Origin of the sequence: Bradyrhizobium sacchari (genome assembly GCF_002068095.1) — a bacterium.
Lineage (GTDB): Bacteria > Pseudomonadota > Alphaproteobacteria > Rhizobiales > Xanthobacteraceae > Bradyrhizobium > Bradyrhizobium sacchari.
Window position 1 is genome coordinate 482,858 of the sequence record NZ_LWIG01000014.1, and the last position, 19,748, is coordinate 502,605.

Below are 19,748 nucleotides of genomic sequence, written 5' to 3' on the forward strand. Positions count from 1 at the left end.
TTACCCCGCAACTTCCAGACCCATCGAACGGGCGGAGCCCTCGACCATCTTCATGGCCGATTCGATGGTGTCGCAATTCAAGTCCTTCATCTTCTTCTCGGCGATCTCGCGCACCTGCGCCTTGGTCACCTTGCCGGCCTTGTCACGGCCCGGCGCCTTGGAGCCGGACTGGATCTTGGCAGCCTGCTTGAGGAAGTAGGACATCGGCGGCGTCTTCATCTCGAAGGTGAAGGAACGGTCCGCGTAGATGGTGATGATCACCGGGATCGGGGTGTTCTTCTCTTCCTTCTGGGTCTGGGCGTTGAACGCCTTGCAGAACTCCATGATGTTGAGACCGCGCTGACCAAGCGCGGGACCGATCGGGGGCGAAGGATTCGCCGCACCGGCCGGGACCTGAAGCTTCAGGTATCCGGTCACTTTCTTTGCCATGTATCACTCCTGTTGTGCCGGCAGTCGCCGGCGGTTTCAGGTTCGTGGTCGGGATCTCGAGCGGCTGGCAACCGCCCTCGTCCTCCCACGGCCTCTTGTCGCGTGAGACCGAAGCCTCACGCCTCGTCCGGTCAGACCTTCTCGACCTGACCGAATTCCAGTTCGACGGGCGTTGCGCGGCCGAAGATCGACACCGCGACCTTCACGCGCGAGCGGGCCTCGTCGATTTCCTCGACCACACCCGAGAACGAGGCGAACGGTCCGTCGGCCACGCGCACGTTCTCGCCGATCTCGAACGACACCGACGCCTTCGGCCGTTCCACGCCCTCCTGCACCTGATGCAGGATGCGCATGGCCTCGGCTTCCGAGATCGGCATCGGCTTGTTTTCCGCGCCGAGGAAGCCCGTCACTTTCGGCGTGTTCTTGATCAGATGAAACGCCTCGTCAGTCAGCTTCATCTTCACCAGCACGTAGCCGGGGAAGAACTTACGCTCGGCGTCGATCTTGCGGCCGCGGCGCACTTCCGTGACCTTCTCGGTCGGAACCAGCACCAGCTCGAACAGCTCCTCGAGCCCGCGCTGCTTGGCCTGCTCGCGGATCGATTCGGCGACCTTCTTCTCGAAGTTCGAATAGGCGTGGACGATGTACCAGCGCTTGTCGGACACTTGAGCGGTTGCTGTAGCCATCAGTGGATGCCCAGAAGGAAGGTGATGAGGACACGGATGATCTGGTCGGCGGCGAAGAAGAACACCGAGGCCACGGCGACCATCACGAACACCATGATGGTGGTGATCGTGGTCTCGCGGCGGGTCGGCCAGGTGACCTTGGCGGTCTCCGAGCGCACTTCCTGCAAGAACTTGAACGGGCTGACTGCCATCGTTTGAGGTCCAGCGTCGGTCGACAGACGCACATGAATTTCAGGGATCCGAACAGCCGCCGTTGGCCCAGCCCTCTGTCTCGAAGGATGAGCCGGAAACCGGGCTCGATTGTTCGGGGATTTAAAGCCGCGCCGGAAATCCGCGTCTAACGGGCCGACTGCGAGTGCGGGGTATCTACTGCGGATGGGACCAAAGGTCAAGATATAGAGGACTCGCGCGGGCGAGCCGCCCTCCCCCGGATGGCCGTGCAGAGGTCATGTGGATCAAGGACTTATCCACCGCCTGCAAGGCGCCCTCCCCGGGAAGGCCCCCCGAGGGCCCCGTCAGTTGGCCCGATCCACCATGGCAATGCCCGGCAGCGGCACCACGAACTTTCCGCCCTCGGCGAAATAGCGGGCATGCTTGGCCCGGATCGGGTCGACATAGCGCCAGGCGAAGACGACGACGAAGGCCGGCTTGCGCTCGTACAGCGCGGCCGGCGGCAGGATCGGGATGTCGTAGCCCGGGCCGGCCATTACGTTGGCCTTCTTGGGATCGTCGTCCACCAGGAAGTCGATCTTGTTCTCCAGACCGAACTGCGGCAGCAGCGTCGTGGTGCCGACCGAAACGCCATAGCCGGCGACGAGTTGACCGCGCGCATGGGCGGCATCGGCCATCGCGACCAGTTCGTCGCGGATGGCGGCGATCCGCTTCACATAGGGCTCATAATAGGCCGGCTGATCGACACCGAGCCGCTCTTCCTCGGCCACGAACCGCGCGACGTCCGCCGACGGCTTCTTGGCCCCGCCGGCGCGCTGCACGGTCACGCGAATCGAGCCGCCCTTGGTCCAGATGTGCTGGACGTCGATCAGCTCCATGCCGAGCCGGGCAAAGAAACGGATCAGCGGCTTGATGTTAAAATACGACAGATGCTCGTGATAGACGGTGTCGAGAAGGTTCTTCTCAGTCACGTCGACGCCATATTGCGTCTCGAACACGAACAATCCGTCCGGCGCCAGCACGTCGCGAACCCCGATCACCAGCGGATCGAGATTGTCGACATTGGCGATCATGTTGTTGGCGATCACGACGCTGGCCGGGCCGTGGCTCTGAAGGATGCGGTGACCGATCACGTCGGTGAAGAAATCGCCGATGGTCTCGATCCCCGCCTCCGTCGCGCGCCGCGCGATGTCGACGGCGGGATCGACGCCCAGCACCCGCATGCCCCGCTCCTTGAAGAAGCCGAGCAGCGATCCGTCGTTGCTGCCGAGCTCGACGACCAGCGAGCCCGGCGCGATCCCGAAGCGGCTGACGACGTCGTTGGCATAACCTGCGAAATGCTCCCGCAGGCCGAGCGAGAGCGAGGTGGTATAGACGTAATTGCGGTACTGCACCTCCGGATTACCGACATGGAGGATCTGGAGGTGACCGCAATCCCTGCACAGATGCAGCGCCATCGGCACTGCGGCGCGGAAGACGGGATCCTCGACGCTGGCGTTCGGCACCTGGAAGTTGGGCGTGCCAATGGGCATGCCGGCCATCGGAACGACCAGCTCTTGCTTGTCCGAATGACAGAGGCGGCAGGTATGACGGACGTAGAACAGGTTTTGCATCATAGAACCGGAAAACGGAGACATGCGAGCGAGCGGGACAATCCCGCTCTGTGAAGATCAGATCGACGGCAATGGTTCAAGAGAGTCAAGGGTGGCTCGAGACCTCCCTGACCTTCGCCAGTTCGTAGTCCGGCGATTCGTCGGCAGCCTGCGCTGCCTTGTCGGCTGAATACGAACCCCGCTCCGGACTTGCCAGCCAGATCACCCCGCCCGCCAGACCGACGATCACGTTGGCGGCCCCAGCGGGAATGAACAGGAAGGAATTGACGGAAACGAGATGGGCGCGCAATCGGAGCAGGCCGAGACCACGCGCGATGTAAACCAGCACGGCGATCGACAGCGGCAGCTTCACCGAGAACAGGACCGCATGTTTGAACCGCGCCTGCATCGGATGCCCGCCTCAGGACGCCGGGTATTCCGCCCGACCGATGACGAGGTCGATCGCGGCCATCATCCAGAACTGGTGCGTGGTCTCGACGATATTGTAGCTGCGGCTGTCCACCCAGAAATTGACGTCGCCGAGATTGCGCAGCGGATTGTCCGCATTCATGCCCGACAGCGTGATCACGCCGAGCTTCATCGTGCGCGCCTGCGCAACTGCATTCAGGATGTTCTTCGAGCGGCCCGACGAACTGATCGCGACGAGGCAGTCGCCGGCACGGGCGCTCAGCCGCACGGCGTGCGCGATCCAGTCCTCGAAACCGTAGTCGTTGGCAAGGCACGACATCATGCTTGCATCGCTGAAACACAGCGCAGGCACCGATGCGTTCTTTGCCAGGTCGATCGCCAGATGCGAGGCGATGCCGGCCGAACCGCCATTACCGATGAAGAGGACGCGACCGCCCTGCTCGCGCGAGCGCAACCAGGCCGTGCGAGTGGCGGAGATGCTGGCAAAAATGCCGTCGTCAATCGCGGTCGCGCGATGAAGGCGCCCGACATAGTCGTCGAGGAAAGTCTTGTGGTCGGGATCGAGAGACTCGGCGGGCATAGGCTGGCGGCTCGTCTGCAACATGACGCTCTGATACCGGCTATTACTAGGGATTGCAAAGGTATAAAACTTGCAAAAGCTACGATTCGACTGTTGGTCGGCTTCAGGGTTTCACTCAACATTGGCGACGCCCGCAGGGCATTCGCGCCACGGATGTTCCTCATGAAATGCATCGTCACTGGCGGCGCCGGCTTCATCGGCAGTCACCTCGTTGATCGCCTCCTCGATGACGGCCACGAAGTGATCGCACTCGACAACTTCGTCATCGGGCGTTCCGAAAATCTGTCGTCGCACGCCGAATCGAGCCGACTCAAGATCGTGCGGGCCGACGTCACTGACCGCGAATCGATCAGCCCGTATTTCAACGGTATCGATTGGGTGTTCCACCTCGCGGCGCTCGCCGATATCGTTCCTTCGATCGAATCACCCATCCCGTATCACCGCGCCAATGTCGACGGCACTGTCAACGTTCTCGAAGCCGCGCGGCAGGCGGGCGTGAGCCGCTTCGTGTATGCGGCGTCGTCGTCCTGCTACGGCATTCCCGACGTCTATCCGACACCGGAGAGCGCCGAGATCCGGCCGATGTATCCCTACGCTCTCACCAAGAATCTCGGCGAGCAGTGCGTCATGCACTGGTGTCAGGTCTATAAGCTTCCAGCAGTGGCACTCCGTCTGTTCAACGTGTTCGGGCCACGCCATCGCACCACGGGAACCTATGGCGCCGTGTTCGGCGTGTTCATGGCGCAGAAGCTCGCCGGCAAGCCCTTCACGGTGGTCGGCGACGGTGAGCAGACCCGCGATTTCACCTTCGTCAGCGATGTCGCCGACGCCTTCGTCACGGCTGCACGCTCCGACGTCTCGCACGAGATCTTCAACGTCGGCTCGGACAACACTTACAGCGTCAACCGGCTGGTCGAACTGCTCGGCGGCGACAAGGTCCACATTCCCAAGCGCCCCGGCGAGCCCGACTGCACCTACGCCGACATCACCAAGATCAAGCGTATCCTGAAATGGACGCCGAAGGTGAAGTTCGAGGACGGCGTCGCGACGATGCTGAAGTCCATGGACCAGTACAAGGATGCTCCGCTGTGGACGGTCGACAAGATCGCCGACGCCACCAAGGACTGGTTCAAATATCTCGGCGACGACAAGGATGCGGCGTCCGGCAAGCCGAACGCAAGCTATTGAACAGGCTCGCCGGATATCGTCGTCCGCGAATCGATCAAATTCGGACCGGCCGGCTGATGCCGGCCGGCACTTTGGGTAATCAACATGGGTCATACTCCGACAGGCAAGGCGGCGGTCCATCCGGCGCCGCACCAGAAGATCAAGTCGCTCGAGGAACTGGGAGCGATCGCGCGCGCCGCGCAGGCCGAGGGCCGCACCGTTGCGCTCTGCCACGGCGTATTCGACCTCGTGCATCTGGGTCACGTCCGGCACATCCTGGCGGCGCGCAACGAGGCGGACGTGGTCATCGTGACCATCACCGCCGATTGTTTCGTCAACAAGGGCCCGGGTCGGCCAATCTTTCCGGAGAATATGCGCGCCGAGATGCTGGCCGCGCTCGGCACAGTCGACTGGGTCGGCATCAACCGGACCACCAGCGCCGAGCCTGTCCTCGATACCGTGCGCCCCGACATCTACGTGAAGGGTTCGGATTACGAAAATCCCGAGGACGACGTCACCGGCAAGATTGCGACCGAGCGCGACGCCGTCGAGCGTCACGGCGGGCGAATCGTCTTCACGCGCGACGTGACCTTTAGTTCGTCGTCGTTGCTGAACCGCTACTTCGACATCTACGATCCGCCGCTGCGCGACTACCTCCAGAAGGTGCGCGAAGGCGGTGGCGCCGAACGCCTGCTGAAGCTGATCGACAAGATCCAAGACATGCACGTCGTGCTGGTCGGCGATACCATCATCGACGAGTACCAGTATGTCACGGCGCTCGGAAAAGCGTCCAAGGAGAACATCGTCGCGACCCTGTTCAAGAACCGGGAGCAATTCGCCGGCGGTGTGATCGCGGCGGCGAACCATGTCGCGAGTTTCTGCAAGTCGGTCGAGATCGTCACGACGCTTGGCGGCGAGGACTATCCGGAAGAATTCCTCCGCGCGCATATCCGCCCGAACGTCACGCTGACGCCGATCCGCGTCGAGAACCGCCCGACCACCCGCAAGCTCCGCTATGTCGAGCTCGGCTACCTGCACAAGTTGTTCGAGGTCTACACCATGAACGACACGCCGGTCAGCGAGGTGCAGCGGCAGGAGATCGACCGGGTCACCGCCGAGCGCGTACGCGGCGCGGACGTGGTCATCGTCACCGATTTCGGCCACGGCATGATCGCGTCCAGCACGATCGACACGCTGATTGCGAATTCCAAATTCCTGGCGGTCAATGCCCAGAGCAACAGCGGAAACCACGGCTACAATCTGGTCACGAAATACCCGCGGGCGGACTACATCTGCATCGACGCGCCGGAAGCGCGCCTGGCAGCGACCGACAAGTTCAACGACATCGCCTCCGTGATCGAGAACGGTCTGCACGGCAAGATCGACTGTGACAACATGATCATCACGCACGGCTCGTTCGGCTGCTACCCCTTCTCGGCCAAGTCCGGGGTCGCGCGCGTGCCCGCCTTCACCAAGACCGTGGTCGACACGGTCGGCGCCGGCGACGCCTTCCTGACGATCACGGCGCCGCTGGTGGCCGCCGGCGGCAACATCGAGGACGTTGCCTTCATCGGCAACGCGGCCGGCGCGATCAAGGTCGGCATCGTCGGTCATCGCAGCTCGGTCGAGAAGGCGCCGCTGGTCAAGTTCGTCACCGCGTTGTTGAAGTAGCGCGCCCCAAAATCTGGAGAACGACAGTGATTGATCAGAAATGGAACGTGATGGTCACCGGTGGCGCCGGCTATGTCGGCAGCGTGCTGGTTCCCCAGTTGCTGGCGGCCGGCCACAAGGTCACCGTGCTTGACCTCTTCATGTACGGCGACGACGTCTTCAACGCCGTAGGTGACAACCCCAACCTTCGCCTGATCAAGGGCGACATCCGCGACGAGGCCGCGATCAACGAGGCCCTGCGCGGCAACAATGCGGTGATCCACCTCGCCTGCATCTCCAACGACCCCTCCTTCGAACTCGACCCGGCGCTCGGCAAGTCCATCAACTACGATTGCTTCCGGCCGATGGTGCGCGCCGCGAAGAAGGCCGGCATCAAGCGGTTCATCTATGCGTCCTCGTCCAGCGTCTACGGCATCAAGGACGAAGCCGAGGTGACCGAGGAGTTGTCCTGCGAACCGCTCACGGACTATTCCAAGTTCAAGGCGATGTGCGAGACCGACCTCGCCGACGAGGCCGTGTCCGGCTTCGTCACCTGCACCGTGCGCCCCGCCACTGTCTGCGGCTACGCACCGCGGCAGCGGCTCGACGTCGTCGTCAACATCCTGACCAACCTTGCGGTCAATACCGGCCGCATCCGCGTGTTCGGCGGATCGCAGAAGCGGCCCAACCTGCATATCCAGGACATGTCGGCCGCCTATCTGTTCCTGCTCCAGCAGGACGACGCGAAGATCGACGGCAAGACCTACAACATCGGCTACGAGAACCACTCGCTGATGAAGATCGCCGACATCGTCAAGTCGGTGGTCGGAAACAACGTCGACGTGGCCGTCGAGCCGACCGACGATCTGCGCTCGTATCACGTATCCTCGGAGAAGATCCGCCGCGAGCTCGGATTTGCGCCGACGCACACGATCGAGCAGGCCGTCTCCGGACTCGTGGACGCCTTCAAGAACGGCCGTCTGCCGAACTCGCTCAACGACCCCAGGTATTTCAACATCAAGATGATGCAGAACATCAGCCTGAAGTGAGCGGCGTGCGGATCGGCATCGATTTCGACAACACGATCATCTGCTACGACAAGGTCTTTGCCGCCGCGGCGCGTCAGCGCGACCTGGTGCCGGAGGGCTGGGAGGGGCTGAAGAACGATGTGCGGGACTATTTGCGATCCCGCGCAGGCGGCGAACTCGCCTGGCAAGGCCTGCAAGGCTTCGTCTACGGCAAGGGCATCGGAGGTGCCGAAATCTATCCGGGCGTGCGGGAATTCCTGGCGGCGTGCAGACAGGCTGGCGCGAAGGTGCACATCGTCAGCCACAAGACCCGGTTCGGTCATCAGGATCCCGATCACACCGACCTGCGCGAAGCCGCACGGGGCTGGCTCCGTGGCACCGGGCTGATCGACGCTGCGGATGCGGCGGTGGCTGCCGCCGACGTCTATTTCGAGGACAGCATGGCCGCCAAGGTCGAGCGACTCGCGAGCCTGGAGCTCGACGTCTTCATTGACGATCTCGTCGAGGTCTTCGAGCAGCCGCATTTCCCGAAAGGCACGCGATCGATTCTGTTCACGCGCTCGCAGCGCCCGCACCCCGAACATTGCAAGCCGATCGCGACATGGGCCGGCATCCGCGACGAGGTGTTTGCGGCATGAGCGAGCCCGACATCAGCGCAGCGGACGCGATGGCGATCGGCAGCCGTCTGGCAGGCGCCCCGGTCGCGGCCGTCCAACCGGCCCGCTCCGGCGGCAACAACAGGGTGTTTCGGCTCGAGATGGCAAAGGGACCGGCCCTCGCCCTCAAGCATTATCCGTCCGACGGGCGCGATCGCCTGGGCCAGGAATACGACGCGCTGTCGTTTCTGTCGCGTCACGGCATCATGTCGACGCCGCGCCCGATCGCAAAGGATTCGGATGCGTTCTGCGCGCTGTATCAATGGTTCGACGGCGAAGCCGCGGTGCTGCGCCCCCAGGGCGACGATGCCGATCAACTGGCGGATTTCCTGATCGCGCTGCAGAAACTACGCAACGCGGACGGCGCGCAGACTTTGCGAAACGCGTCGGCCAGCATCTTCTCGCCCGAGGAGGCGATCGCCCAGTACGAGCAGCGCCTGGACGGGCTGCGGCGGGCCTCGGATGATCATCCGGACCTGCGCGCCTTCATCGACGGCAACTTGGTACCCAGCACGTCCATCGCGATCCGGAAGCTGCGACTGCGCTATGCGGAACTCGGCCGGGATCCCGCGGCAGATCTCGCGCCCGCGCATCGCGCACTCAGTCCGTCCGACTTCGGACTGCACAATGCGCTGCGCGGCGAAGATGGCCGCCTGCGATTCATCGACTTCGAATATTTCGGCTGGGACGATCCGGTCAAACTACTATCCGACACCGCTATTCACCCCGGCAGCGATCTACCTGCAAAGGACGCGAATCGCCTGATCGAACGCCTCACGCAAGCTTTTGCGGCTAGGGATGACGCGTTTGCGGTCCGCCGAGACGTACTGTATCCTCTGTTTGGAGCGATTTGGTGCCTGATTGTCCTGAATGCTTATTTGCCGGAAAGCCGCTCCCGGCGCGCTCTGGCTGCGCAAGGAGGCGATCTGACGGTCCGCCTTGCAGGTCAGCTCGACAAAGCCCGCCGGCTCCATCAAGCGATTTGCCAACGTGATCCAGATCTCACCCCACGCTGAAGCCGCCCTCACCTGCACGCTGGACGAGCGCAGTCTCTATCTGCGTCGCCTGGTCCTCGGTTCTGTCCGTTCCGCGGGACGCGGACATGTCGGACCTGCCCTGTCGCTGATCGAGATGGTCCGCGTGCTCTACGACGACGTGTTGCGGATCGATCCGAAGAACCCGCGCGATCGCGATCGCGACCGCGCCATCCTCAGCAAGGGACACGGTTGTCTGGCGCTCTACGCGCTGCTCGCCGATCGCGGCTTCTTCCCGTTGTCGGAGCTGGACGGCTTTTGCGGCCCCGACAGCATCCTGGGCGGCCATCCCGAATACGGCATGGTGCCGGGGGTCGAGGCATCGACGGGCGCGCTCGGACATGGCCTCTCGATCGGCGTCGGCCTTGCGCTTGCCGCACGCATGCGCGAGCGCAACTACCGGACCTTCGTCCTGCTCGGCGACGGCGAGATAAACGAGGGATCGGTGTGGGAAGCTGCGATGGGCGCGGCCAAGCACGGGCTCGACAACCTGGTTGCGCTGATCGACTACAACAAGCTGCAGAGCTACGGGCCCACCGACTACGTGCTGCCGCTGGAGCCGCTTGCGGACAAGTGGCGCAGCTTCGGCTTCGCCGTGCAGGAGGTTAACGGCCATGACGTCGGCGCCCTGCGCAACGTCCTGAAGCAGGTCCCGGCCGTTGCGGGCAAACCCACCGCCGTCATCTGCCACACCGTCAAGGGCAAGGGTCTTCCGGCTGCGGAATCCAACGCCGATTGGCATCACAAGAACAAGCTGACCGACAGCGAGCTCGACGCCATTCGCGTTGCTGTCGGCGATTTTTGATCGGCTCCCCATGCGCAACACGGCGATGAACATGGTCCACAAGCTCGCCGCGCGCGACGAGCGTGTGCTTTACATCGGCTCCGATCCCGGTGCCGGCACGCTGCGCGCGATGAGCAAGGAGTTTCCCAAGCGCCACCTGATCGAGGGCATCTCGGAAGCTCACATCATCGGCATGTCGGCCGGCCTCGCGATGGAGGGCTTCGTCCCCTACGTCAACACCATCGCGACATTCCTCACGCGCCGCTGCTACGAGCAGGTGGCGGTCGATCTCTGCCTGCACAATCTGCCGGTGCGGCTGATCGCCAATGGCGGCGGCCTCGTCTATGCGCCGCTCGGCCCCACCCACCAGGCGATCGAGGACATCGCCATCATGCGGGCGCTGCCGAACATGACGGTGATCTGCCCGTGCGATGCCGACGAGGCGGCGCGCATGATGGAGCAGACGCTGGACTGGAAGGGCCCGATCTACATCCGGCTCGGCAAGGGCGGCGACGCCGTCGTCTCCAAGGCCGACCACGGCTTTGAGATCGGCAAGGCCATCCTGATGCGGCCGCCCGGCGACGTCCTCATGGTGACCACCGGGATCATGCTTCAGCGGGCGCTCGCCGCAGCCGACCTGCTGGCCGCGCAAGGCGTCCGCGCCGGCATCCTGCACATGCACACGGTGAAGCCGCTGGACACCGAGGCGCTGCTGCAGGCCGTCCGCGGTACGAGGCTCGTTGCGACGCTCGAGGAGCACGTCCCCTCCGGCGGTCTCGGCAGCGCGGTCGCCGAGACGCTGATCGACAAGCTCGGATCAAACCTGCCCGCGATGCTTCGGCTGTCGCTGCCTGATCGCTTCATGCACAATTACGGCTCGCAGGATTCGCTGCTGAAGAAGCACGGACTCTCCGCCAACGCCATTGCGACCTCGATCGAGCATGCGCTCGCGGCGTCGCGCATCTCCACTCCTCAACTTCATTCCACCTGACGGGCCACATGTACGACGTTCGATATTCCTATCTGCTCGAGCAATTCGCCGATCCCGCACCGATCCTCGCCGAGATCGGCCGCCTGGTGGCCACCGGTGACTTCACCCTTGGCAAGCCTGTCGCCGAATTCGAGAAGCGGTTCGCCGAGCTGATCGGCGTACGTCATGCCATCGGCGTGGGATCGGGCACCGATGCACTCAAGCTGCCGCTCAAGGCGCTCGGCATCGGCCATGGCAACGAGGTCATCACCGCCGCCAACACCTTCATCGCCACCGTCGGCGCCATCGCCGAGACCGGCGCGACGCCGGTGCTGGTCGACTGCGACGATTCGTTCTGCATGAACGTCGACTATGTCGAGGCGGCGATCACTGAGAAGACCAAGGCGATCATGCCGGTGCAATTGACCGGCGAGGTCACCGACATGGGCAAGCTGATGGCGATCGCCCAGCGCCACAACATCCCCGTCGTCGAGGATGCCTGCCAGGGGATCCTCTCCGAGTTCGCGGGAAAGCGTTCCGGCACCCACGGCATCGCGGCCGGCTTCTCCCTGCATCCGCTCAAGAACCTCAATGTCTGGGGCGATGCCGGCGTCGTCGTCACCAATGACGACGGCATGAACGAGAAGCTCCGCCTCATCCGCAACCACGGCATGAAGAACCGCGACGAGATCGCGATCCTCGGCTGCAATTCGCGGCTCGACTCCTTGCAGGCCGTCGTCGGCAACTGGCTGATCGGACAGACCAGCGAGATCACGCGCCGCCGGATCGAGAATGCGGCCTATTACGATGCGGGCCTAGCCGGCCTGCCCGGCCTGCGCGTGCCGCCGCGCCGGCCCAACGTGAAGCACGTCTACCATCTCTACATGGTGTTCGCCGAACGCCGCGACGAGCTCTACAAGTACTGCCTGGACAACGGCATCGAGGCGAAGATCCACTATCCGATCCCGCTGTATCAGCAGGAAGGCCTCAAGCATCTCGGTTACGCCCCTGGAACTTTTCCGGTCACCGACCGCCATGCCAAGGAAGTCATCAGCTTCCCCGTCGATCAGCACCTGACACGCGCCCAGCAGGACCGCGTCATCGAGACCGTCCGGAAGTTCTGCCATGGACGCTGACACCGGCCGCCGGCGGATCGGCTACGTCAATCTTCCCGCTCAATTCGAGGAAGAGCGCGCCGAGATCTTGCAGGCGGTGGAAGGCGTGTTCCAGCGCGGCGACTTCATCGGCGGGGCGGCGGTCGGCAAGCTCGAGGAGGAATTGTCGTCCTATCTCGGCTCGCCGCATGTGGTGACGCTGAATTCCGGCACCGACGCGCTGATCCTCGCGATGCGGGCGCTCGATATCGGCCCGGGCGACGAGGTTATCACGCCGCCGAATTCGTTCGTGGCCTCGACCNGATCATCGCGGTCGGCGCCACGCCGGTGTTTGCCGACGTGCTGCCGGACCAGAACATCGATCCGGCCGCAGCCGAGGCCGCTGTCACGCCGCGCACCAGGGCGATCATGCCGGTGCATCTGACCGGGCGCATGGCCGACATGACCCCGCTGATGGCGATCGCAAGCAAGCACGCTCTCGCCGTGATCGAGGACAGCGCGCAGGCGATCGGCTCGACCTATGACGGGCGCATGAGCGGCACCATCGGAACGTTCGGCTGCTTCTCCGCACATCCGCTGAAGAATCTCAATGCCGCGGGCGACGCCGGCTTTCTCGTCACCGCCGACGCCGAGATGGCCGCACGCATCCGCCGGCTGCGCAATCACGGCCTGATCAACCGCAGTGACGTCCAGGAATGGGGCCTCGTGTCACGGCTCGACACGCTGCAGGCCGAGGTGCTGCGGATCCGTTTGCGTCACCTGCCCTCCGTGATCGAACGCCGGCGGCGCAACGCCGCGCAATACCGCACCGAGCTCGCGGGCCTGCCGCTGTTCATTCCGCCCTGCCGCAACATCGAGTTCAACACCTTCCACACCTTCGTCGTGCAGACGGACCGCCGCAACGACTTCCAGAAATATCTTGCCGGCAAGGGCATCGAGACCGCGATCCACTATCCGGTCCCGATCCATCTGCAGCCGGCGGCGGCGCATCTGGGTCACGGGCTCGGCGCGTTTCCGGTGACCGAACGGCAGGCCGACCAGATCCTCACCCTTCCCATCAACCAGTTCCTCTCGGCCGCCGATATCAGCTATATCTGCGCGGCCGCCCGGGAGTATTTTGCATGATGGATACGGACTTCCTGCAGGCCGATGAGCAGGCGCTGGCGCAACGCTTCATCGACAACGGCTTCGTCACCACGCCGGCCGACGACCGCCCCGGGCTCGACCGGATCCAGCGGCGCGCCGCCGAGCTCGCGGCGGACTATCTGAAGCTGCCGCACAGCAACGATCCCTATGCGATGCTCGACAGCATCCATACGCGCGTCAGCGTCGACGATCTCAACGGCCTGCGGCTGCATGTCTTCAACGGCCTCAACGCCGAGCCCTGGTTCCGGCCGACCTATTTCCGCCTGGCGCGCTCGACGATCGAGACCATCGTCGGCAACGAGCTCTGCATGCAGCGCCGCGTCAATCTGAGCATCCAGATGCCCGGCGACGATTCCTCGCTGCTCGCGACGCACTCCGATGTCTGGTCGGGCGACTCGCCGTTCGAGGTCGTGGTGTGGGTGCCGCTGGTGGACGTCCACCGCACCAAGGCGATGTATCTGCTGCCGCCGTCCCTGAACGGCGACATGCAGGACCGGATGGCGAGCCTGCGCAGCGCCGAGGAGCTGTACAAGACCATCAAGCCGCACGCGACCTTCATCGAGATTCCCTACGGTCACGTGATGCTGTTCAACCAGACCCTGATGCACGGCAATCGCGTCAATGAGGAGCCCGGCACGCGCTGGAGCATGAACTGCCGGTTCAAGAGCATCATGTCCCCCTACGCGGACAAGCGCTTCGGCGAGTTCTTCGAGCCGATCCTGCTGCGCCCGGCGACACGGGTCGGCATGCAATACAAGCTGCCGGGAGGCTTCCATGGCTGAGCGAGCCGGTCATCGCGGCTATATCGGCGCCCGGCCGCTGAACGGCAGCCGCTCCCCGCAGCACGTCCAGAACATCGTGATCCGCGACTACGCGCGGCGGAAAAACCTTCACTACCTGCTCAGCGCCGTCGAGCACATCATGCCCGGCAGCTACATGGTGCTCGAGGACGTCCTGGACGAGCTGCCTCGCCTCAACGGCCTGATCCTCTACAGCATCTTCATGCTGCCGCCCGACGAAGCACGGCGGCGGGAGATCTACGACCGCGTGCTGCGCGAGGGCTGCGATCTGCACGCCGCCGTGGAGGAGATCACGCTCTCGTCGCCGAAGGACATCCAGGCCGTCGAGGACATCCTGCTCGTCAACAAATTCGCGACCATCCTGTGACGATGCCGCGATCCGGTTAACGACCATGGCCGAGGTCAACCTGCTCCAGCCGATGCACGCGTCGACCAAGCGCAACTACGTTCAGCGCGTGGTCGAGCACGACAAGGCGGAATCGGCGACCGTCGCCCGGCAATGGGGACGCGACTATTGGGACGGCGACCGGCGCTACGGCTATGGCGGATATCGCTATGACGGAAGGTGGCGGCCGCTGGCGCAGACCCTGATCGACCGCTATGGCATCAAGCCCGGCATGAGCGTGCTCGATGTCGGCTGCGGCAAGGGCTATCTGCTCTACGAGTTCACCCAGCTCGTTCCGGACGTAACGATCGCCGGCATCGACATCTCCGACTATGGCATCGCCAACGCCAAGGAGGAGGTGCGGCCGCACCTGAAGGTCGGCAGCGCCGTCGAGCTGCCCTACCCCGACCACAGCTTCGACCTCGTGGTGTCGCTCGGCGTGCTGCACAACCTCCCGCTCGAGGACGTCTTCCGCGCGGTACCCGAGATCGAACGGGTCGGACGCGGCGCCTCGAAATATCTGATGGTGGAGTCGTTCCGCAACGAGCGCGAGAAGGCGAATCTCCTCTACTGGCAGCTCACCTGCCTGAGCTTCCACGGCCCCGAAACATGGGCATGGATCTATGACAAATGCGGCTATCGAGGCGACCATGGGTTCATCTTCTTCGAATGAGACGGCGCTTCCGAGCCCGCCGACCTCACTGCGCGCGCAAAATCCGGAAGTCTATTATTCGGACGATGCCATCGTCACCGCGGACGATGCCACGATCGGCGAGCTGAAGCGCATCGCGGCCGGCAACCCGCGCCTGCGCAGCCGGCTGTGCACGCATCCCGATCCCGCCTCCGGGCTGCACGAGATGCTGATCGTGCATCACCGTGAAGCCTATGTGCGGCCCCACAAGCATCTTGGCAAACCCGAATCGTTTCACGTGATCGAGGGCTCCGCGCAGGTCGTGATCTTCGAGGATGACGGCGGCATTCGCGACGTGCTCGAGATGGCGCCTTACGGCCAGGGCAAGCGCTGCTATTACCGCATGCCGGAAAAGGTCTTCCATTCGATCCTGATCACCTCGGAATGGCTGGTGTTTCACGAAACCACCGCCGGCCCGTTCGACCCCTCCCGCACGGCCTTCCCCGATTGGGCGCCCGATGGCAGCGACACCGCCGCGGTGCAGGACTACGTGACGAAGACCCGTGCACTCGCCGCGAAGCGTCTGGCGGGAAAATAGAGGTCGCCCGCGATCGCTGCTCGACTGGGCCGCAGTGAAGGATCGAGGACGAATCAACCGATGAAGACTTGGAAAGCGCTGCAACAGCATGGCGTGCAATGGTCGCAGACGATCGTCAGCATCGTTGGCCGACGGCCTCGTGAAGCGCGAGGCCGGCACCTTAAGAATTGTGGCACCGCCTGTGCCGCAATGTTAGCTTCGGCTAAGCTGGGTATCACGCAAGGATGCTGATTTCGTACTACTCTTGCAAAGAGCCAAACCCGTGACCGACCATTGCCGCCTCTGCCATTCGACCGACCTGCGACCGGTCATCGACCTCGGATTGATGCCGATTGCGCATCGGCTTCGACACAGCCGAAACGAGCAGGACGAACGGTATCCGTTCGAGGTGCTGGCCTGCGGCGAGTGCGGCCTGCCCCAGATCGTCAAGCCGATCGATCCCGACATCCTGTATCGGCAGTTCAACTATAATTTCAGCAGCTGGAAGCCCGAACCTCACCAGGTCGACGAGCTCGATACCATCGCGAAATTCTCGAAGCATCAATCCGTGTTCGAGATCGGCTGCAACGACGGCCTGTTCATGGACAAGCTGCGCGAGCGGGGCGCGAAGGTTCTGGTCGGCGTGGAACCCAACCCGGTGTCGGGCAAGATCGCCCGCGAGCGCGGCATTAAAGTCTACGCCGACATGATCAGCCCGGCGATGTGTCACGACGCTGTGGCCCAGGCCGGCAAATTCGATCTCGTCGTCTCGCGCCAGGTGCTCGAGCACATCGTCGATTTCGAGAACTTCTTCGACTGCGTGAAGATCGCGCTCAGCGACGACGGACTGCTGTTCATCGACGTACCGGATTTCGCACCCGGCTCGACGGCTGGCGACCTCTCCGTGCTCTGGGAAGAGCATGTCAGCTATTTCACGGAGCCGACCCTGCTCGCTCTGCTGGCGCGCCACGGCTTCGAAGCGGTGTCGGTGAAGAAGTATAATTTCAGCGGCGGCAGCCTCGCGATTGCAGCCCGCCGCGCCGCGCATGCCGTGACACCGCCGCCCGCCCCTGCCGGCGTCGGCGAGAAGTTCGGCCAGCGCGCGACGGAGTATGGCGCCCGCTTGCGGCCGATTCTCGCCAAGGCCCGCGCCAGCGGCGCCGAGATCGCTATCTACGGCGCAGGCTGCCGCGCCTGCACCTTCACCAACGCGCACGAACTGGCGGACCTCATTGACCTCTCGGTTGATGACCAGAAGGAGCGCCAGGGGCTGTTCCTGCCGGGCACTGGGATCCCGATCCGCTCGCCGGGTGATCTCGCCGGCAAGTCGAACGCGCTCGTCTGCCTGTTGGCAGTGAACCAGGAGAACGAGGCTAAGGTCAGCAGCCGGCTGCGCGAGAACGTGAAGCGGCCGCTGCACATCGTCTCCATCTTCGCGCCCTCCGATATCTGGAGCGAGCTGGACAGGCTCGAGGCGGTCCTAGGGACGCGGCATGGCTGACGACAAGCTCTTCAACTACTACGAACGTCAGAACGTCCTGCCGACGTTCGGGAATTTCAAATCGGCCGGCGAACTCGACGCATACGCCAGACAGCGGCGCGAGCTGTTCCTGGACAAGCTCGTGCTGCCTCCGCGACTGTTCCGCGATGTCGAGGTCCTCGAGTTCGGCCCTGATTCCGGCGAGAACGCCCTGGTGTTTGCCGGCTGGGGCGCGAACATGACGCTCGCCGAACCGAACCGGCATGCGCATCCGAAAATTGAGGCTTACTTCGCGCATTTTGGCCTGACCGAGCGTCTGCGCGAACTCGCGTTGGCCGATGTCGAAGGATTTCGCAGCGAGCGCCGCTACGACATCATCGACGCCGAGGGATTCATCTACACGGTGCAGCCGAGCGAAAAATGGCTCGGCATCTTCCACCGGCTGCTCAATCCGGATGGTTACGCCGTCGTTTCCTATTACGAACGTTATGGCGGCTTCTTCGAACTCGCGCTCAAGGCGATCCATGCCGCCGGCAAGGCCCTGACGGGCCGACCGGCGCTGGAAACGGCGAAGTCGCTGTTCGAGGCGAAGTGGAACAGCATTCCGCACACCCGCAGCTTCGAATCCTGGCTGATGGACGTGCTCGAAAATCCGTTCGTCCGCCACCGCTATTTTCTCGATTCCCCCGCCCTCTGTACGGCGGCGCATGAGCAGGGGTTCGACATCCATTCGGCGTGGCCCGCTTATCGTGACAGCCTGGACATCTACTGGCACAAGAAGGTCCTGCCGGCGGACCAGAAGCTGCATCGCGCGACGCGCCATCTCGACCGTAGCCGCCTGAGCTTCCTCGCCGGACGGAAGCTGTATCTGGTCGGTCAGGGCGACGCGGTGGGCGCGATTTCGGCTTCGATCGAAATGCTGGTGCGCGATGTCGACAGAATGATCGACGATCCTCTCGGCGACAGCCTGCCGCGCGTGATCGCGAGCCTTGCCGCGCTACGCGAGACGATCCTGACGACGGACATTCTCGCCGACGACGCTTCCGACATCGAGGCCATCACCGCGACGCTCGACAGTTTTCATCGCATCTTCAGCGCGATCGGGCGGCGCGATGCGTCTGCGATCACCGCCCTCACCCAGTCAGACTCGGCGTTCATCAACACCTGGGGTCAGCCGGCGCATTTCCTCGTCGTCCGGAAGCGCCGCGAGGGATCGTAGCCAGTGAGGCCAGGCATTGGCATCATCGGAACAGGCATGGTCGGCCAGATGTGCCACCTCGCCAATCTCGTTGCCAATCCCGCCTGTCGCGTCGTCGCGATCGCCGATCTCCGGCCCGACCTGGCGTCCGCCGCTGCGCAGAAATTCGGCATTGGGCGGGTCTACGGCACGCACCGGGAGCTGCTTGCCGATAGCGAAGTGTCCGCCGTCGTCGTCGTGACGAAGCGTCGCGCCACCGGCCCGATCGTGCTGGACGCGTTGAACAGCGGCCGGCACGTGCTGTCAGAGAAGCCGATGGCTTACACGACGGCCCAGGCCACATCGCTGGTCGAAGCCGCGCGGCGACAGCGCCTCGTCTACAGCATCGGCTACATGAAGCGCCACGATGCCGGCGTAGCGCGCGCGCTGGCCGAACTGGCGCGCTTGCGCGCTGACGGCTCCCTTGGACGCATCGTCGGCGCAACAGGCTGGTGCTTCGGCGGAGACACCGGCCGATCGCGCGACAACTTCGTCATGACCGGCGAAACCCGGCCGGACGGGATCGAGCTCTGGCAGGACGGTCCCGACTGGATGCCGGGCCCGTTACGGCCCGGCTACGACAACTTTCTGAATGTGTTCAGCCATATCATCAACCTCGCGCGCTACCTCCTTGGATCGTCGCCGACAATCGCTGCGAGCACCGTCGAGATCGCGGGCGCGGCGACCGTTACGCTCGATTTCGACGGCGCCGCGTGTGAGCTGCAATTGTCGAACGGATCCGAAGGTGCTTGGCGCGAGGGACTGAGGATCGAGTTTGAGCAGGGCACGATGACCATTGAACTGCCTCCGCCCTTCGCCGAGCAGGAGGCGGAGGTCATCATCGGCCGGGACGGGCAAATCGCGCGCCTGACAGGCGAAGGCAGCTGGGCGTTTCGGCGTCAGGCCAATGCATTCGTCGCCGACATCGTCGAACGAAGGAAGCCGCTTGCGTCCGGCGAAGATTCGGTGGCCGACATCGCGCTTGCCGAGGCGATCTGGAAGGGGCAGGTCAACGGTTAGGTATCGCGTCCGCTTTCGGGCGACCGAGTGGCATTATTCCGGCGATGGGATCGCGCCCGATCCGGGACGTCGATCTCAGCCAGATGTCCGTCAAAGCCGGACGGACCTCCGCACGCTGACCCACTTGGGAAGGGCCTTGTGCGGCGGACAATACCGTTGCCGGGCATACTTATCCCCGCCC

21 protein-coding genes and 2 pseudogenes are annotated in these 19,748 nt (G+C 63.8%); 17 read left to right on the forward strand and 6 right to left on the reverse strand.

Features of this window, described 5'->3' with window-relative positions:
* The 6 genes from rplK to A5906_RS21270 form a co-directional block, all read right to left on the reverse strand.
* A complete protein-coding gene (rplK, locus tag A5906_RS21245) occupies positions 1–429 on the reverse strand; it encodes a 50S ribosomal protein L11 (RefSeq protein ID WP_011088164.1) in 429 nt (142 codons plus the stop codon).
* 131 nt (positions 430–560) lie between these two features.
* Complete coding sequence (gene nusG / locus A5906_RS21250) at positions 561–1,115, reverse strand: transcription termination/antitermination protein NusG (RefSeq protein WP_018647229.1); 555 nt, start codon at positions 1,113–1,115, stop codon at positions 561–563.
* Positions 1,115–1,306 carry a preprotein translocase subunit SecE gene (secE, locus tag A5906_RS21255; RefSeq protein ID WP_063682740.1) on the reverse strand — a complete coding sequence of 64 codons (192 nt, stop codon included), beginning with the start codon at positions 1,304–1,306 and terminating at the stop codon, positions 1,115–1,117. Before secE ends, nusG begins: the two co-directional genes overlap by 1 nt.
* A 324-nt stretch (positions 1,307–1,630) precedes the next feature.
* Positions 1,631–2,923 carry a methyltransferase domain-containing protein gene (locus A5906_RS21260; RefSeq protein WP_347337607.1) on the reverse strand — a complete coding sequence of 431 codons (1,293 nt, stop codon included), beginning with the start codon at positions 2,921–2,923 and terminating at the stop codon, positions 1,631–1,633.
* A 61-nt stretch (positions 2,924–2,984) separates the two neighbouring features.
* Positions 2,985–3,287 (reverse strand): hypothetical protein, encoded by a 303-nt coding sequence (locus A5906_RS44780; protein WP_080137248.1) that lies wholly within the window; start codon positions 3,285–3,287, stop codon positions 2,985–2,987.
* 12 nt (positions 3,288–3,299) lie between these two features.
* The gene (locus tag A5906_RS21270; protein ID WP_245326822.1) at positions 3,300–3,887 is read right to left on the reverse strand and encodes an SIS domain-containing protein; all 588 of its coding nucleotides are present in this window, start codon (positions 3,885–3,887) and stop codon (positions 3,300–3,302) included.
* Between the two features lie 162 nt (positions 3,888–4,049).
* Here A5906_RS21270 and A5906_RS21275 point away from each other — a divergent pair, with 162 nt between their 5' ends.
* The 17 genes and pseudogenes from A5906_RS21275 (at position 4,050) to A5906_RS21350 (ending at position 19,567) form a co-directional block, all read left to right on the forward strand.
* The gene (locus A5906_RS21275) at positions 4,050–5,075 is read left to right on the forward strand and encodes an SDR family oxidoreductase (RefSeq protein WP_080137323.1); all 1,026 of its coding nucleotides are present in this window, start codon (positions 4,050–4,052) and stop codon (positions 5,073–5,075) included.
* Between the two features lie 84 nt (positions 5,076–5,159).
* A complete protein-coding gene (locus tag A5906_RS21280) occupies positions 5,160–6,725 on the forward strand; it encodes a PfkB family carbohydrate kinase (RefSeq protein WP_080137250.1) in 1,566 nt (521 codons plus the stop codon).
* Between the two features lie 26 nt (positions 6,726–6,751).
* Entirely contained in the window at positions 6,752–7,753 is a 1,002-nt protein-coding gene (locus A5906_RS21285) for an NAD-dependent epimerase/dehydratase family protein (protein WP_080137251.1), read from the forward strand.
* Positions 7,754–7,758: 5 nt separating this feature from the next.
* Positions 7,759–8,370, forward strand: coding sequence for an HAD family hydrolase (locus A5906_RS21290; protein ID WP_245326823.1), 612 nt, complete (start codon positions 7,759–7,761; stop codon positions 8,368–8,370).
* On the forward strand, positions 8,367–9,404 hold the full coding sequence (locus A5906_RS21295; protein ID WP_080137253.1) for an aminoglycoside phosphotransferase family protein: 1,038 nt from the start codon (positions 8,367–8,369) through the stop codon (positions 9,402–9,404). The genes A5906_RS21290 and A5906_RS21295 overlap by 4 nt, the downstream gene beginning before the upstream one ends.
* Positions 9,379–10,227: a transketolase gene (locus A5906_RS21300; protein WP_080137254.1), complete on the forward strand. Its 849-nt coding sequence runs from the start codon at positions 9,379–9,381 to the stop codon at positions 10,225–10,227. Before A5906_RS21295 ends, A5906_RS21300 begins: the two co-directional genes overlap by 26 nt.
* 10 nt (positions 10,228–10,237) lie before the next feature.
* Positions 10,238–11,197: a transketolase family protein gene (locus tag A5906_RS21305; RefSeq protein ID WP_080137255.1), complete on the forward strand. Its 960-nt coding sequence runs from the start codon at positions 10,238–10,240 to the stop codon at positions 11,195–11,197.
* Positions 11,198–11,205: 8 nt separating this feature from the next.
* Complete coding sequence (locus A5906_RS21310; RefSeq protein WP_080137256.1) at positions 11,206–12,312, forward strand: DegT/DnrJ/EryC1/StrS family aminotransferase; 1,107 nt, start codon at positions 11,206–11,208, stop codon at positions 12,310–12,312.
* Positions 12,302–12,592, forward strand: a pseudogene (locus A5906_RS44785) (DegT/DnrJ/EryC1/StrS family aminotransferase); the annotation flags it as partial. The gene A5906_RS21310 and the pseudogene A5906_RS44785, both read left to right, overlap by 11 nt.
* 1 nt (position 12,593) lies before the next feature.
* Positions 12,594–13,416, forward strand: a pseudogene (locus A5906_RS21315) (DegT/DnrJ/EryC1/StrS family aminotransferase); the annotation flags it as partial.
* Positions 13,413–14,219: a sporadic carbohydrate cluster 2OG-Fe(II) oxygenase gene (locus A5906_RS21320; protein ID WP_080137257.1), complete on the forward strand. Its 807-nt coding sequence runs from the start codon at positions 13,413–13,415 to the stop codon at positions 14,217–14,219. The pseudogene A5906_RS21315 and the gene A5906_RS21320, both read left to right, overlap by 4 nt.
* A complete protein-coding gene (locus A5906_RS21325) occupies positions 14,212–14,604 on the forward strand; it encodes an LIC12192 family sporadic carbohydrate cluster protein (protein WP_080137258.1) in 393 nt (130 codons plus the stop codon). The genes A5906_RS21320 and A5906_RS21325 overlap by 8 nt, the downstream gene beginning before the upstream one ends.
* A 25-nt stretch (positions 14,605–14,629) precedes the next feature.
* Positions 14,630–15,295 carry a class I SAM-dependent methyltransferase gene (locus A5906_RS21330; protein WP_080137259.1) on the forward strand — a complete coding sequence of 222 codons (666 nt, stop codon included), beginning with the start codon at positions 14,630–14,632 and terminating at the stop codon, positions 15,293–15,295.
* Entirely contained in the window at positions 15,273–15,851 is a 579-nt protein-coding gene (locus tag A5906_RS21335) for a WbuC family cupin fold metalloprotein (protein ID WP_080137260.1), read from the forward strand. The genes A5906_RS21330 and A5906_RS21335 overlap by 23 nt, the downstream gene beginning before the upstream one ends.
* 262 nt (positions 15,852–16,113) lie before the next feature.
* Entirely contained in the window at positions 16,114–17,331 is a 1,218-nt protein-coding gene (locus A5906_RS21340) for a class I SAM-dependent methyltransferase (protein WP_080137261.1), read from the forward strand.
* Positions 17,324–18,529, forward strand: coding sequence for a class I SAM-dependent methyltransferase (locus tag A5906_RS21345; RefSeq protein WP_080137262.1), 1,206 nt, complete (start codon positions 17,324–17,326; stop codon positions 18,527–18,529). Before A5906_RS21340 ends, A5906_RS21345 begins: the two co-directional genes overlap by 8 nt.
* Before the next feature lie 3 nt (positions 18,530–18,532).
* The gene (locus tag A5906_RS21350; RefSeq protein ID WP_080137263.1) at positions 18,533–19,567 is read left to right on the forward strand and encodes a Gfo/Idh/MocA family protein; all 1,035 of its coding nucleotides are present in this window, start codon (positions 18,533–18,535) and stop codon (positions 19,565–19,567) included.
* Positions 19,568–19,748: the final 181 nt, after the last annotated feature.

Excerpts from the sequence above, each read along its gene's own strand:
- rplK (WP_011088164.1), bottom strand. The coding sequence starts at position 429 with ATGGCAAAGAAAGTGACCGGATACCTGAAGCTTCAGGTCCCGGCCGGT.
- nusG (WP_018647229.1), bottom strand. The coding sequence starts at position 1,115 with ATGGCTACAGCAACCGCTCAAGTGTCCGACAAGCGCTGGTACATCGTC.
- secE (WP_063682740.1), bottom strand. The coding sequence starts at position 1,306 with ATGGCAGTCAGCCCGTTCAAGTTCTTGCAGGAAGTGCGCTCGGAGACC.
- A5906_RS21260 (WP_347337607.1), bottom strand. The coding sequence starts at position 2,923 with ATGTCTCCGTTTTCCGGTTCTATGATGCAAAACCTGTTCTACGTCCGT.
- A5906_RS44780 (WP_080137248.1), bottom strand. The coding sequence starts at position 3,287 with ATGCAGGCGCGGTTCAAACATGCGGTCCTGTTCTCGGTGAAGCTGCCG.
- A5906_RS21270 (WP_245326822.1), bottom strand. The coding sequence starts at position 3,887 with ATGCCCGCCGAGTCTCTCGATCCCGACCACAAGACTTTCCTCGACGAC.
- A5906_RS21275 (WP_080137323.1), top strand. The coding sequence starts at position 4,050 with ATGAAATGCATCGTCACTGGCGGCGCCGGCTTCATCGGCAGTCACCTC.
- A5906_RS21280 (WP_080137250.1), top strand. The coding sequence starts at position 5,160 with ATGGGTCATACTCCGACAGGCAAGGCGGCGGTCCATCCGGCGCCGCAC.
- A5906_RS21295 (WP_080137253.1), top strand. The coding sequence starts at position 8,367 with ATGAGCGAGCCCGACATCAGCGCAGCGGACGCGATGGCGATCGGCAGC.
- A5906_RS21305 (WP_080137255.1), top strand. The coding sequence starts at position 10,238 with ATGCGCAACACGGCGATGAACATGGTCCACAAGCTCGCCGCGCGCGAC.
- A5906_RS21310 (WP_080137256.1), top strand. The coding sequence starts at position 11,206 with ATGTACGACGTTCGATATTCCTATCTGCTCGAGCAATTCGCCGATCCC.
- A5906_RS21320 (WP_080137257.1), top strand. The coding sequence starts at position 13,413 with ATGATGGATACGGACTTCCTGCAGGCCGATGAGCAGGCGCTGGCGCAA.
- A5906_RS21325 (WP_080137258.1), top strand. The coding sequence starts at position 14,212 with ATGGCTGAGCGAGCCGGTCATCGCGGCTATATCGGCGCCCGGCCGCTG.
- A5906_RS21330 (WP_080137259.1), top strand. The coding sequence starts at position 14,630 with ATGGCCGAGGTCAACCTGCTCCAGCCGATGCACGCGTCGACCAAGCGC.
- A5906_RS21335 (WP_080137260.1), top strand. The coding sequence starts at position 15,273 with ATGGGTTCATCTTCTTCGAATGAGACGGCGCTTCCGAGCCCGCCGACC.
- A5906_RS21345 (WP_080137262.1), top strand. The coding sequence starts at position 17,324 with ATGGCTGACGACAAGCTCTTCAACTACTACGAACGTCAGAACGTCCTG.